General features: G+C 76.7%; 11 protein-coding genes. 3 read left to right on the plus strand and 8 right to left on the minus strand.

The features are described from left to right. Positions 1 to 80: 80 nt before the first annotated feature. Positions 81 to 1,058, plus strand: coding sequence for an energy-coupling factor ABC transporter permease (locus NP075_RS03880; RefSeq protein WP_227563958.1), 978 nt, complete (start codon positions 81 to 83; stop codon positions 1,056 to 1,058). Between the two features lie 5 nt (positions 1,059 to 1,063). On the opposite strand, the gene NP075_RS03885 is transcribed toward NP075_RS03880, so the two are convergent. Further along, positions 1,064 to 1,333, minus strand: coding sequence for a DUF4031 domain-containing protein (locus tag NP075_RS03885; RefSeq protein WP_227563959.1), 270 nt, complete (start codon positions 1,331 to 1,333; stop codon positions 1,064 to 1,066). Positions 1,334 to 1,510: 177 nt separating this feature from the next. Between NP075_RS03885 and NP075_RS03890 the strand changes: the two genes are divergently transcribed. Beyond that, positions 1,511 to 1,801: a WXG100 family type VII secretion target gene (locus tag NP075_RS03890; protein WP_227563960.1), complete on the plus strand. Its 291-nt coding sequence runs from the start codon at positions 1,511 to 1,513 to the stop codon at positions 1,799 to 1,801. A gap of 59 nt (positions 1,802 to 1,860) precedes the next feature. On the opposite strand, the gene NP075_RS03895 is transcribed toward NP075_RS03890, so the two are convergent. The 3 genes from NP075_RS03895 to NP075_RS03905 form a co-directional block, all read right to left on the minus strand. Beyond that, on the minus strand, positions 1,861 to 2,604 hold the full coding sequence (locus tag NP075_RS03895; RefSeq protein WP_227563961.1) for an HD domain-containing protein: 744 nt from the start codon (positions 2,602 to 2,604) through the stop codon (positions 1,861 to 1,863). Positions 2,605 to 2,732: 128 nt separating this feature from the next. Beyond that, on the minus strand, positions 2,733 to 4,349 hold the full coding sequence (locus tag NP075_RS03900) for a sensor histidine kinase (RefSeq protein WP_227563963.1): 1,617 nt from the start codon (positions 4,347 to 4,349) through the stop codon (positions 2,733 to 2,735). Then, a complete protein-coding gene (locus NP075_RS03905; RefSeq protein WP_227563964.1) occupies positions 4,346 to 5,074 on the minus strand; it encodes a response regulator transcription factor in 729 nt (242 codons plus the stop codon). The genes NP075_RS03900 and NP075_RS03905 overlap by 4 nt, the downstream gene beginning before the upstream one ends. A gap of 156 nt (positions 5,075 to 5,230) precedes the next feature. Here NP075_RS03905 and NP075_RS03910 point away from each other — a divergent pair, with 156 nt between their 5' ends. Next, positions 5,231 to 6,013: a type 1 glutamine amidotransferase gene (locus tag NP075_RS03910; RefSeq protein ID WP_227563966.1), complete on the plus strand. Its 783-nt coding sequence runs from the start codon at positions 5,231 to 5,233 to the stop codon at positions 6,011 to 6,013. 57 nt (positions 6,014 to 6,070) lie between these two features. On the opposite strand, the gene NP075_RS03915 is transcribed toward NP075_RS03910, so the two are convergent. The 4 genes from NP075_RS03915 to NP075_RS03930 all read right to left on the minus strand — a co-directional run bounded on the left by NP075_RS03915 (position 6,071) and on the right by NP075_RS03930 (position 13,293). Continuing rightward, positions 6,071 to 6,850, minus strand: coding sequence for a PspA/IM30 family protein (locus NP075_RS03915; protein ID WP_227563967.1), 780 nt, complete (start codon positions 6,848 to 6,850; stop codon positions 6,071 to 6,073). Between the two features lie 119 nt (positions 6,851 to 6,969). After that, positions 6,970 to 9,003, minus strand: a complete 2,034-nt coding sequence (locus NP075_RS03920; RefSeq protein WP_227563968.1) for a TPM domain-containing protein — start codon at positions 9,001 to 9,003, stop codon at positions 6,970 to 6,972. Positions 9,004 to 9,232: 229 nt separating this feature from the next. Continuing rightward, on the minus strand, positions 9,233 to 10,879 hold the full coding sequence (locus NP075_RS03925; RefSeq protein ID WP_227563969.1) for a DNA repair helicase XPB: 1,647 nt from the start codon (positions 10,877 to 10,879) through the stop codon (positions 9,233 to 9,235). Between the two features lie 32 nt (positions 10,880 to 10,911). Then, the gene (locus NP075_RS03930) at positions 10,912 to 13,293 is read right to left on the minus strand and encodes a helicase-associated domain-containing protein (protein ID WP_227563971.1); all 2,382 of its coding nucleotides are present in this window, start codon (positions 13,291 to 13,293) and stop codon (positions 10,912 to 10,914) included. Positions 13,294 to 13,297 lie beyond the last annotated feature (4 nt).

Raw genomic sequence — 13,297 nt, forward strand, 5'->3', positions numbered from 1 at the left:
CCGCGTGCGCGCGTTCCCGCCGCGTGCGCGCCTCTCCACCTCCGCCACGACCCGGCACCACCCGACGAAGGAGCACACCGATGCACGTCCCTGACCAGTTCCTGACCGACCCCGTCTCCGCCGCGACGGCCGCCGTCGCGGGTGCCGCCGTCGTCGGCGCCGCCGTGCGGGCGCGCCGCGGCGGCGCGCGCGCCCCGCACCCGGCGCTCGTCGGCGCGACCACCGCCGCGGTGTTCGGCCTGCAGATGCTCAACTACCCGGTCGCGGCGGGCACCAGCGGGCACCTGATGGGCGGTGCGCTCGCGGCCGCGCTGCTCGGGCCGGCGTGGGGGCTGCTGGCCGTCACGGTCGTGCTGGTCGTGCAGGCGGTGGCGTTCGCGGACGGCGGCCTCACCGCGCTGGGCACCAACACGCTGCTCATGGCGGTCGTCGGGACGCTGGTGGGCTGGGTGGTCGCGCGCGGCGTGGTCGCGGTCGCGCGGCAGCGGGCCGGTGAGCCCGACGCGCGCGTGGTCGGGCCCCTGGCGGCCGCGGCCGGTGGCGCGGCCGGCGTCGTGGTGTCGGCCGCCGTCTTCGTCGTCCTGTACGCCGTGGGCGGGACCGTCGAGGTGCCGCTGGGAGCGCTCGCGGGCCGGATGCTCGGCGTGCACGTGCTCGTCGGGCTCGGCGAGGCGGTGCTCACGGGTGCCGTCGTGGCGCTCGTCGTGGCGGTCCGTCCGGGGGCGCTCGCGCTGACGTCGCGCGACGGCGTGCCGGCCCGGGGCGAGGCGCTGGTGCCGGCCGGGGTGCTGGCCGGCCTCGCGGGTCTGGCCGCCGTGGCGCTGTCCGCGTTCGCGTCCGCCGCACCCGACGGCCTGGAGGCCACGGCGCAGCGCACCGGGTTCGCCGGTGCCGCGCGCGACCACGCGTTCGCGGGCATGCCGCTGGCCGACTACGGGGCCGCCGGCGGGATCCCGGTCGCGGTGGCCGGGGCCATCGGCGTGGTGGTGTGCCTGGTGCTGGCGGCCGTGGCGACGGCCGCCGTGACGCGGCCGCGCGCGGCTGCCGCCCGGACCTGACGGCGTCAGGGACGGCGGTCGCGGCCCGCGACGCGCAGTCCCGACGCCCGCAGCCGCCGGACCAGGTCACGGGTGCTCACCGGGCAGGCGCCGAGGGCCACGAGCTCCTCCCAGCGCTCGACCGGGACGTCGTAGTGGTCGCGGTCGAACGCCCGGCGCGGCAGGCCCGCCCGGGCCGCGAAGGCGTGGAGCTCGTCGTACGACTCGTCGCTGACGAGGTGGCCCCACACCGTTCCGTGGCGGGGCCACAGCGGGGGGTCGACGAGCAGGGTCACGGCCCGAGGCTACGTCGTGCACCCGCCACGCTCGACCCGACCACAGCCCTGCCCTTGGCGAGGTCGGTCCACGGATGCGGGCAGGCGACCGGGCCCGGCGACGCCGTGGGCCTAGCGTCGGCAGCGTCGTCGTCAGCGAGGCCGCACCGGGTGGCCACGACGGCACGGGAGGCGTCCATGAGCAGGTACGAGGTCGACAGCGCGCAGCTCGACGGGTCGGCGGCCGCGGTGGTGGCCAGGTCGGCGAGCATCCAGGCGGAGGTCGCGGCGATGCAGCGGCAGCTCGTGGAGCTGCAGGCCACGTGGCGCGGTGGCGCCGCGGGGGCGTTCGGGTCCGTCGTCGCGGAGTGGACGGTCACCCAGGCGCGCGTTGAGCAGTCGCTGGCGCAGATCGCCACGGCGATGCAGGCGGCCGCGCGGACGTACGCCGAGGCGGAGGCGCACGCGTCGCGGCTGTTCGCGCACTGACGCCGGGCCCGGGCCCGCGGCCGCGGCCGGGGCCGGCGGCGGGCCACCGGGGCCGTGCGTCAGGCGTCGGCGTCCGCGGAGCCGGAGGCCGACGGCTCGGCCGCCGCGGCCGCCTCGAGCTTCGCGAGCTCCTTCTCCAGGCGCTGCAGCTCCGCCGAGACGTTCTGGCGGGCGGGCTCCTCCCACGCCTGGGCGAGCGGGCTCACGAAGAGCGACGGGCGCGCGAGGAGCTTGTGCAGGATGCGGACCCGTGCCCGCACGTAGTCCTCGACCGGCAGGTGCGAGTACTCGGCGCGCACGTCGTTCAGGTACGCCTTGTACCGCTGCGGCTCGGTGGCGAGCATCGCCAGGTCCGCGTCGCACAGGACGGCGCAGTCGATGTCGGTCGGGTCCGGGGAGTGCCGCACCAGCGCCGAGACCAGGTCCGCCACGCGCTGCGCGTGCCGCTCGGGGACGCCGAGCGCCATGAGCTGCTCGCGTGCCAGCACGGCACTGGCCGCCTCGTCCTCGCCGCCGCGGTTGGCGTACGCCTTGCGGTCCGCGGAGTCGAACACCGCGCCGTGGAACCAGGCGGCGAGCCGGACGAGCTCGGGGTGGTGCGCCTCCTCGTCGAGCTCGTCGACGCGCGCGAGCACGTCGACGAGGTGCCGGAGGTTGTGGAAGTGCCGGTCGGGGCGCGTCCACCGCTCCAGGAGGTCGTCGGCGGTGCGCCGGATGTCCTCGGCGGGTGCGGTGCCCCCGGCCTCGAGGACGTTGCGGGTGAACGCCGGGACGAGCCAGGCGGGTGCGTCATGGACGCCCATGGATCAGCCTCACGACATTGACGACGGACGCGCCATCGTAGCCACGTCGGGCACCGGGGGCGCACCCGGTGTCCACCGCAGGACGCCGCCCACCCGGACCGTGGGTCCCGGACCCCGCGGGTGGCTGCTCACGCGGGGTGGGTGCCCGTGCCGTCCCGGGTCCCGGGCGCGGTGCCGGCGTCCGTGCTCCCGCCCACGGGGGGCCCGTCCACGGGGAGCTCCACGCGCACCGTCGCGCCGCCGCCGGGCGTCTCGTGCACCCCCACGTGGCCGCCGTGCGACTCCACGATCGCGGCGACGATCGCCATGCCCAGGCCGGATCCGCCCGAGTCCCGCGTGCGCGACGCGTCGACGCGGTAGAACCGCTCGAAGACGCGACCGGCGTGCTCGGGAGGGATGCCGGGGCCGTGGTCGCGGACCTCGAGCACCGCGGTGCGGTCGTCGGCACCCGCACCGACCGCGATCTCGACGGGCGTGGCCGGCGGCGTGTGCCGTGCGGCGTTGCCGACGAGGTTGGCCAGCACCTGCCGCAGCCTCTCCTCGTCCCCGAGCACGACGCGCGGGCCCGTCACCCCGTCCAGCGACTCCAGGCGCACCCGCCGCTGCGGGTCGAGGGCCCGCAGGTCGCTCACGGCGTCGGCCGCCAGCACCGTGAGGTCGACGGGGCGCACCTTGCCGCGGCGCCCCTCGTCGAGGCGGGCGAGCGCCAGCAGGTCCTCGACCAGCGAGCCCATGCGCGTCGCGGACTCCTCGATGCGGTGCATCGTGTCCGTGACCTGCTCCTGCGTCGTCAGCGCCCCCATCCCGTACAGCTCGGCGTACCCGCGGACCGCGGCGAGCGGCGTGCGGAGCTCGTGCGACGCGTCGGCCACGAAACGGCGCATGCGCGCCTCGGAGGCCGTGCGCGCGTCGAACGCCTCCTCGATCTGCGTGAGCATCCCGTTGAGCGCGACACCGAGGCGGCCGACCTCGGTGGACTCCGGGGCGACGGGCACGCGCTGCGACAGGTCGCCGGCGGCGATCTTGGCCGCCGTCCGCTCGATCTCGCCCAGGGGCCGCAGCGAGCGGCGCACCGCCCAGCCGCCGACGAGCACGCCGGCGGCGACGATGAGCACGCCGGACGCCGCGAGCGTCCACGCCATGGCGACGACCGTGGCGTGGATGTCCTTCAGCGGCAGGCCGACGACGACCGACCCGGTGGTGCCGTCGGGGGCCTGGAACGGGTAGGCGACGACGCGCCACGTCGAGCCGGCCTTCGTCGACGGCACGGTGAACGGCGTGCCCCGGACGGCGGACGCCTCGGCGGCCGTGAGGTCGGCGACGCGCGGCATGCCGTACGCCTCCTGTGCCGCGTGGGTGACCAGGGGCGCCTCGTCGCCGGGCGTCTGCACGCGCACGTAGTAGTCCGTGGGGACGAGCCGGCCGCCGCCCATGCTGAGGAACACGAGGGCGTCCTCGGCGACGGCCTGCCCCTCGGTGGCCAGCTTCTCGTCCACCGGGGTCAGCAGGCTGCGCTCGAGCAGCGTCGTGGCGGTGACGGCCGCGACCACGAGGCCGGTGCCGAGCAGCACGGCCGTGATCGTGACGAGCCGCCGGTGCAGCGACGTCGCGCGCCACGTCGCGCGCACCCTCGCGAGCGCCCCCTCGTGCCGGGGCGCGCGGGCGTCGGCGGGCGGGCCGGGCGCGGGCGCGTCGGACGGGTCGTCCCGGGCGGGCTCGCCGTCCGGCGCCGTGCGACCGCTCACGTCGACTCGCGCAGCAGGTAGCCGACCCCGCGGCGGGTGTGGATCAAGGGCGGCAGGCGGTTGCCGTCCGCGTCGGTGAGGTGGTCGATCTTGCGGCGCAGGTAGGAGATGTACGACTCCACGATGTTCGCGTCGCCGCCCCAGTCGTACTGCCACACGTGGTCGAGGATCTGCGTCTTGGACAGCACCCGCTGCGGGTTGAGCATGAGGTACCGCAGCAGCTTGAACTCGGTGGGGGACAGCTCCACCTCGTGGCCCGCGCGGCGCACCTCGTGCGTGTCGTCGTCGAGCTCGAGGTCCGCGTAGCGCAGGACGTGGGCGTCCAGGCCGTCGTCGGGGCTGGTCCGGCGCAGGATCGCGCGGATGCGGGCGACGACCTCCTCGAGGCTGAACGGCTTGGTGACGTAGTCGTCGCCGCCGACCGTCAGGCCCTGCACCTTGTCCGCCGTGTCGTCACGGGCGGTGAGGAACAGCACCGGCACGTGGTGGCCCTTCTCGCGCAGGCGGCGGGTGACGGTGAAGCCGTCCATGTCCGGCAGCATGACGTCGAGCACCACGAGGTCCGGGTCCGTGTCGCGGGCCAGTCGGAGGGCCGAGCCGCCGTCCGCGGCCGCGTGCACCTCGAAGCCGGCGAAGCGCAGGGACGTCGCGAGGAGCTCGCGGATGTTCGGCTCGTCGTCCACGACGAGCAGCCGGGCCTCGGGCGTGCTGGACGCGCTGGTCATGCTCCCAGTCTCGCGCCGATTCCTGGGAGTCGCCTGGGCGTGCGCCGACCGTGCACGGCGCGCCGGAACGGTCGATCGGGGGCGAACCCGCCGATTCGTGATGGACATGTGACCTGGACTTTCGGCGGGCGGGCCGTCGGCCGCTACCGTGGAAATGTGACCGTTCACTTCAGCGACCTCGCGCTCGCCGCCGCCGACGCGGGGCCCGTCCCCCGCGTGACCGTCGTGCAGAGCGCTCCCGACGTGGACCTCGACCGCTTCGCCGAGTGGCTCACCGGGGTCGACGTCCGCCTCGTGCGCGCCGACCTCGGTGACCCGCTGCCCGGCCCGACGGAGGTCGGCGAGGGCCTGCTCGTGCTCGGCGGCCAGATGTCCGCGCGCGACGACGAGGCCGCGCCGTGGCTGCGGCCCCTGCGGGACCTGCTCGCCGTGGTGAGCGCGACCGACGTGCCGGCCCTCGGCATCTGCCTGGGCGCACAGCTGCTCGCCGTGGCTCGCGGCGGACGCGTCGAGGTGGCCGCGCCCCCGGGGCGGGAGGCCGGCGTCGTCGACGTCCGCTGGCGGCCGGAGGCCTCGAGCGACGCGCTCGTCGGGCCGCTCGTGGAGCTCGCGGGCGCGGCCCGGACGAGCCCGCTGCCGAGCATGCACGCCGACGCGGTCGTCGACCTGCCGCGCGGTGCCGTGTGGCTCGCGTCGTCCTCGACGTACCCGTTCCAGGCGTTCCGGATCGGCAGCGCGTGGGGCGTGCAGTTCCACCCGGAGGCCGGCGCCGCGACGATGCGTGCCTGGGCCGACGCGAACGACGACGTCGACACCGGGGCGGTCGTCGAGGGCATGGACGCGCGCGGTGACGAGATCGAGGCCGCCGGGCGCGCCCTCGCCCGGGCGTTCGTCGCTCTCGTGCGCGAGCGCGCGGCGGTCCGCCGCGTCCCCGCCTGACCCGCCCGCACCGACGACGACGGCCCCGACCCTGCACGGGTCGGGGCCGTCGCTGCGTCAGGAGTCCTGCGTGCCGGTGCCGACCGGCGGGGTGACCGTGGTCGCCTCGATCTGCCGCGGCGCGCTGCCCTGCTTGAGCGCGGCCAGGCGCGCCTCGATCTCGATCTCGGCACCCGCCGACTCGAGCTCGGCGAACTGCGAGTCGAGCGAGGACGCGGCCAGCTCGGCCTGCCCCATCGCGTAGGCCTCCTCGCGGCGGACCTTCTCCTCGAAGCGCGCGATCTCGCTGGTCGGGTCCAGGACGTTGATCGAGCCGATCGCCTCCTGCACCTGGCGCTGCGCCTGCGCGGACTTCTGCCGCGCGACGAGCGAGTCCCGGCGCTGCTTGAGCTGACCGAGCTTGTCCTTCATCTGCGCGAGGCCCGACTTGAGGCGCTCGACCGTCTCGCGCTGCGAGGCGATGACCGGCTCGGCGTCCCGCGCCTCCTGCTCGGCCGTGAGCTGCTTGCCGAGCGCCACCTTGGCGAGGTTGTCGAACTTGTCGGCGTTCGCCGTGTCGCCCGCGGCGCGGAACTGGTCGGCGCGCGACGACGCGGCCAGCGCCTTCTGTCCCCAGTCGCGCGACGCGGCGACGTCCTCGTTGTAGTCCTGCTCGGCCAGGCGCAGGTTGCCGATGGACTGGGCGATGGCCTTCTCGGCGTCGGCGATGGAGCTCGTGAAGTCCCGCACGAGCTGGTCGAGCATCTTCTGCGGGTCCTCGGCCTGGTCGATGAGGGCGTTGATGTTCGCGCGCGTCAGCTGCGCGATCCGCCCGAAGATGGACTGCTTCTCGGTCATCGTGTCGTGCCCTCCCTTGGTGCCGACCCGGACGGTCCGCCCGGTGTCACGTGCCGCGGTCGCCGACGTCGGCCACCGCCTGAGTCTGTCGCGCCAGGTGGTGCCGCGCGGCCGGCGGCTCAGAACCCGCCGCCGCGTCCGCCGCCGCCGAAGCCGCCGCCGCCGAATCCGCCACCGCGACCGCCGCCGCCGAAGCCGCCGCCGCCCCAGCTGCCACCGCCGCCGCCCCAGCCGCCGCCGCCGCGTCCGCCGCCGCGCAGGATCGAGTCGATGAGGATGCCGCCGAGGATCATGCCGCCGACGTCCATCCCGCCGCCGGGCCCCTCGCCGCGACCGTCGTCGTGCCGCTGGGCGTTCTCGACGTCGATCTGCGCGAGCCGCTGCGCCTCGGAGGCGAGCCTCTCACCCTGCTGCGCCGTGGCCAGGGCCGCCTCCGGGTCGGACGCGCGCTGGTCGAGCGCGCGCAGCCGCAGGCGGTCGGCCTCCGCCAGGCGGGTGCGGGCCTGGGGCCCGACGGCCCCGCGGCGCGTGCTGACGTAGTCGGTGGTCGCGCGCACCGCGGAGTCGAGCCGACCGAGCGTGTCGTCCAGCAGCGCCCGCGCCCGCCGGCCGCGCTCCTCGGCGTCGCGCCGCGGTGCCAGCGCCGCGTCGAGCGCCGCCTCGGCAGCCGTGAGGCGACGCAGCGCCGCGAGCGGGTCGCCCGTGCCGGCGCGCGCGTCGGTGGCCTGCTCGACGGCCTCGCGCGCCTCGCGGACGTGGGCTGCGACCTGCGGGTCGCCGGGGGCGAGCCGCTCGGCGTCGGCGAGGTCGGACGTGATGGACCGGGTGCCGGCGTCGAGGCGTGCACCGGCGGCGGCGAGCTCGCCGTCGGCCGTGTCGACCGCGTCGAGCAGCGTCGCGGCCTGCGCCAGGGCCTCCTCGGCGGCACGGGCGAACCCGACGGCGCCGCCCTTGTCCCCTGTGGCGGAGCGCTCACGGGCCTGCGTCAGCACGGGGCCCACGTCGTCGAGCAGACGCGCGGCCTGCTCGGGGTTGCCGGCGACGGACCCGAGCGCGTCGGGGGAGTACCGCGCGCCGAGGGCGGTCACGGCGGCGCGGGCCGGCTCGACCCGGGCGCGCAGCCGGTCCGCCTCGCGCTGGTGCGCCTCGATCGCGTCGTCGACGCGGGCCTCGATGGCCCGCAGGCGGTCGAACGCCTCCTTCTGCTCCTCGAGCCGGTCCTCGACCTGGCCGCACAGCCGCAGGATCTGCGCGGACGTGGCGCGGACCTGCGCCTCGGTGTCCGGGACGTCGTCGTCGAGCGTCTGGCGCAGCCGGAACGCCTCGGTGAGCGTGTGCTTGCCCTGGGTGAGGACGGTCTCGAACTCGCGGGTGGAGTCGCCGCCGAACTGCGCCTGCGCGAAGCCCAGCTCCTCCTCGGAGGACCGCAGCGCGTCGTCCAGGGCGACGAGCGCGGACGCCGACCGGCGGTCCAGCTCGGCCGTCGGCAGGGCCGCGTACTCGTCGGCGGCGGTCGCCACGCGCGTCGCCCCGGCGGTGTCGCGCAGGACGCCGGCGGGCTGCGGGCTGCGGCGCCGCAGGAACGTGAACAGCAGGACCGCGCCGATCACGACGAACCCCAGGAGCAGCAGGGCCGTCAGGGCGCCGCCCGACGAGGACCCCTCGGAGCGGCCGGTGGACCCGCCCGCCGCGGACACGATGCCGTCGGCCGCCGTGATCGCGGCCCCGTCCCAGTCGTCGGCGCCCAGCTCGTCGCGCACGTCCGACGCGACGTCGTCGAGCTGTGCGGACGTGATCGTGCCCAGCGAGGTCGGTGCGAGGGTGAAGTCCCGGTCCTCGACGGCGACGGCGAGCACCGCGTCGCTGCTGCCGAGCCCGGAGATCTCGGCCGCGTCGGCGACCCACGCGTTGGCGGACAGCCCGTCGAAGGAGTCGACGTACACGACCGTCAACCGGTACGGCGTCTGCTCGCCCACCTGGTCGACGGCGTCGCGCACCGCGGCGACGTCGTCCAGCACGCCGGCCCGGTCGATCACCCGGCTGGACAGGTCGAAGGGCGCCTCGGCGGCTGCGGAGCCCGCACCCGCGACGACGAGCGTCGCGCCCACCGCGAGGGCGGCCAGCGGGGTCAGGGCACGACGAGCTGCTCGCACGTGTCGATCCTTTCTCAGGGTGTCACCGGTGGCAACGCAGGCGTGGCCCCGGGGGTTCCGTGACCGACGCGGAGGGCGGGCGGTGCGCACCCGCTCACGGCATGGCGGCCGGGGGCACCGGCTCGTCGGGGGACCCGCGGTCCCGCCGCAGCGCCCGCTGGTCGACGTCGCCCCGTCGCACCAGGGTGAGCGGGCGGGCCGTGAGGACGCGGGCCGCCGGGGGGAACCGTCACCGCGCCGCGCCCACGTCCTCGGCGTCGACGATCGTGTACGAGTACCCCTGCTCCGCGAGGAACCGCTGGCGGTGGGCGGCGAACTCCTGGTCGACGGTGTCGCGCGCGACGACCGTGTAGAAGTGCGCCGTCTTGCCGTCGGCCTTGGGGCGCATGATCCGCCCGAGCCGCTGCGCCTCCTCCTGGCGGGACCCGAACGACCCCGACACCTGGATCGCGACCGAGGCCTCGGGCAGGTCGATCGAGAAGTTGGCGACCTTGGAGACCACGAGCGTGGTGATCTCGCCGGTGCGGAACGCGTCGAACAGTCGCTGCCGCTCGCGCACCGTGGTCTCGCCGGTGATGAGGTCGGCGCCGAGGTGCTCGGCCAGGTCGTGCAGCTGGTCGAGGTACTGGCCGATCACCAGCGTCTGCTCGCCGGTGTGCTTGGCGATGAGCGCGTCGACGACCCGGTTCTTGCCGGCGGCGGTGGCGGCCAGGCGGTACCGGTCCTCGGGTTCCGCGGTCGCGTACGTCATGCGCTCGTGGTCGGGCAGCGTCAGGCGGACCTCGGTGCACTCGGCGGGGGCGATGTAGCCCTGCGACTCGATGTCCTTCCACGGTGCGTCGAACCGCTTGGGCCCGATGAGCGAGAACACCTCGTCCTCGCGCCCGTCCTCGCGCACGAGCGTCGCGGTCAGCCCGAGGCGGCGGCGCGCCTGCAGGTCGGCCGTCATGCGGAAGATCGGCGCGGGCAGCAGGTGCACCTCGTCGTAGACGATGAGGCCCCAGTCGCGCGCGTCGAGCAGCTCGAGGTGCGTGTAGACGCCCTTCCGCTTGGTCGTCAGCACCTGGTACGTCGCGATGGTGACGGGCCGGACGTCCTTGCGGGTGCCGGAGTACTCGCCGATCTCGTCCTCGGTCAGGGTCGTGCGCTTCACGAGCTCGTCGCGCCACTGCCGGGCGGACACGGTGTTGGTCACCAGGATGAGCGTCGTCGTGGAGGACCGTGCCATCGCACCGGCGCCCACGAGCGTCTTGCCGGCGCCGCAGGGCAGCACGACGACCCCGGAGCCGCCGTGGAAGAACCCGTCGACGGCCTGCTGCTGGTAGGGCCGCAGCGCCCAGCCGTCCTGCTGCAACTCGATCGGGTGCGCCTCGCCGTTCACGTACCCCGCGAGGTCCTCGGCCGGCCAGCCGAGCTTGACGAGCACCTGCTTGAGGTGGCCGCGCTCGGAGGGGTGGACGACGACGTCGGTCGCGTCGAGGCGGTCGCCGAACAGGCCGGCCGTGCGCCGCGACTTCATGACCTCGGCCAGCACGGCGGCGTCCAGCGCGTGCAGCACGAGCCCGTGCACGGGGTCCTGGACGAGCTGCAGGCGGCCGTAGCGGGACATCGTCTCGGCGACGTCCACGAGCAGCGCGTGCGGCACGGGGTACCGGCTGAACTCCAGCAGGGTGTCGACGACCTGCTCGGCGTCGTGCCCGGCGGCGCGCGCGTTCCACAGGCCCAGCGGCGTCAGCCGGTAGGTGTGGACGTGCTCGGGGGCGCGCTCGAGCTCGGCGAACGGGGCGATGGCGCGGCGGCACGCGTCGGCCTGGTCGTGGTCGACCTCCAGCAGGAGGGTCTTGTCGGACTGGACGATCAACGGGCCGTCGGGCACTCGGTCCTCCGTGGGGTGGGGGGTGGGGCAGGTCAGGGGGTCGTGGCGTCGACCGGCGTGACGTCGGCGATGCGGTGGACCGCGACGGTGAGCTCCGCCTCGCGGCGGGGGTCCAGGGCGCGCAGCCGCCCGCCCTCGACCTTCAGGGGCCGCACGAGCCGGCGCTCGGCACGGCCGTCGGCACCGACCATCTCGACCCAGACGGACGCGCGGGCCTGGACGGCCTCACGCAGGACCACCAACACGTCGCCCGGCTCCGATGTTCCGGCGGCGGGGCGGGAGGCCGCGCGAGTCGGGGCGCCGGTGCTCCCCGCGCCGCGGGCGGGCGCCGCCACGCGGGGTCGGTCGGCCGGTGGCCGGTGCGTCGGGACGACGCCCGCCCCTGCGGCCCCGGGCACCTCGGAGGTGTCGGAGCGCCGGAGCGTCGCGACGACGGACACGGCGCGCTCGGCCGACGGACGCTCGGCCACCGGCGCGGACCGCCGGGCGCGCGCGCGGGTCCGGCGCTCGGGGGCGACGGCGTGCACGACGGCACCGCGCGCGTCCTCCGCGACGGGCGCCAGGCCGCGCGAGCGCAGCGCGTCGAGGAGCTCGGCCGGGGCGGCGTCCGCGACGAGCACCGTGGGCGCGAGCAGGCGCAGCCGGAGCGACGCGAGGCGGGGGTCGTCGGCCAGGCCGGCGAGCAGCGCGGGGTCGTCGGCGCGCACGTACGACGACGCGGCACCGGCCCGCACGCGGCCGTGGCGCCGGGCGACGTCCCGCACCAGGTACTCCAGCGGCTGCGGGACGCGGCCGCGTGCCGCGGCGGACAGCCGCGCGAGCAGGTCGTCGGCCGTGGTCCCTGCGTCGAGCGCGCGCAGCACCGACGCGGAGGTGAACCGCACCGTGACGGCCCCGCCGCGCGACTCGACGTCGGCGGCACGGTCCAGCAGGTCCTCGAGGTCCTCACCCGGCCGCCCGGGGACGACGCCCGTCAGGTCGCCCTGCAGGAGGATCTCGTCGACCGGCGCCGGCAGGTCGGCGGCCAGGGCTGCCGCCGCGTCCGCGGGGCCGGCCCCGGTCGCGGCCGGCTGCGCACCGGACTCGACGAGCAGCGCGCGGCCCGCCGACGCCAGCGCACCGGCGCCGAGCACGCCCAGGCGCGTCGCGTCGGTGAGCACCGCCTCGACGGCCGACAGCGGCGGCACGGACCGCGGCGACCGCCATCGCAGGGCCTCGTGGACGTCCTGCGCGCTCGGCGCGGCACCGGCGGGTGCGGCGGCGAGCACGTCGAGCACCGCGCGCCGCAGCCGCGGCACCCACGGCCGGGCCAGCTCGGGGTCCAGCGCCGCGCGCAGCGCCCCGCGCTCGTCGCGGCCGCCGACGAGCCACGGCGTGCGGGCCGAGACGAGCCACGCCCGCGCGACGGTCGCCCACCGCTGCGGCACGTCCTGCGCGGCCCAGACGTCCGCCTCCAGCGTGGGGACGAACGACGGGGCCTCCTCGCCGTCGTCGGCGAGCAGGCCCGCGGACGCGGCGGCCTCCACCAGCCAGGCCGCCTCGGCGTCGTCGACGTCGAGGCCCTGCGCCGTGCGGCGCAGGTCGCGCGCGCCCAGGCCGCCGGACCGCAGCACCCCGGGCGGCTGCTGCTCCCAGCGGACGAGCAGCTGGCGGACCAGCCGCACGGTCCGCTCGGCCGCGGCGGCGGACTCGGCCGCGACGAGCGCGGCGTCGCGCACCGGCGCGTCGTCGAACGTCGGCGCCAGCGCGGGGGAGCGGTGCGTGCGGCCCGCACGCAGCGCGAGCGCGACGTGCCGTGGCAGCAGGACGTGCCGCTCGTCGGCGCGGACCAGCAGGTCGTGCGCCACGAGCCAGGCGACCGCGTCGCCGGCGGCCGTGCCCGGCGGGGGCACGAGGCCCACGGGCGGGCCCCACAGGAGCGCGTCCAGGACCTGGGCGGCGCCCGCGGGTGCGTCGGTGAGGAGCGCGACGGGGTCGTCGGCGGTGGGCGCGGCGTCGGCGGACGGCGGGGCCAGGCCGGCCGCGGAGGCGCCCAGCGCGTCACCGACGCCCGGCGCGGCGTGCAGCGCGCCGTCGTCGTCGGGCCACAGCAGCGCGAGCGCGACGGCGTCGTCCAGGGCCCGGTCGACCGCGGGTGCCTCGGCCGGCCCGGCGCCGACGGCCGCCCTCACGTCGGCGCGCGACGGCGCGACGGCCCCCGGCGTGGCCGTCAGCACCACGACGGACTCCACGACCTGCAGGACGAGCCCGTCGACCCACGTCAGCACGCGGTCGAGGCTCGAGCGGCTGGTGGCGCGCGCCGCGAGCGACGCGAGGGTCGCCGGGTGCGGCGTGGCCAGGTCAGGACGTCGCACGAGCAGCGCGACGAGCTCGTCGTCGCTGCGTGCGCGCAGGTACCCGGTGAACGTGGCCATCCGC

Origin of the sequence: Cellulomonas wangsupingiae (assembly GCF_024508275.1) — a bacterium.
In the GTDB taxonomy this organism is placed as follows: Bacteria; Actinomycetota; Actinomycetes; order Actinomycetales; family Cellulomonadaceae; genus Cellulomonas; species Cellulomonas wangsupingiae.

Coding starts and splice junctions, on each gene's coding strand:
- NP075_RS03880 (WP_227563958.1), top strand. CDS start 81: ATGCACGTCCCTGACCAGTTCCTGACCGACCCCGTCTCCGCCGCGACG.
- NP075_RS03890 (WP_227563960.1), top strand. CDS start 1,511: ATGAGCAGGTACGAGGTCGACAGCGCGCAGCTCGACGGGTCGGCGGCC.
- NP075_RS03895 (WP_227563961.1), bottom strand. CDS start 2,604: ATGGGCGTCCATGACGCACCCGCCTGGCTCGTCCCGGCGTTCACCCGC.
- NP075_RS03905 (WP_227563964.1), bottom strand. CDS start 5,074: ATGACCAGCGCGTCCAGCACGCCCGAGGCCCGGCTGCTCGTCGTGGAC.
- NP075_RS03915 (WP_227563967.1), bottom strand. CDS start 6,850: ATGACCGAGAAGCAGTCCATCTTCGGGCGGATCGCGCAGCTGACGCGC.
- NP075_RS03930 (WP_227563971.1), bottom strand. CDS start 13,293: ATGGCCACGTTCACCGGGTACCTGCGCGCACGCAGCGACGACGAGCTC.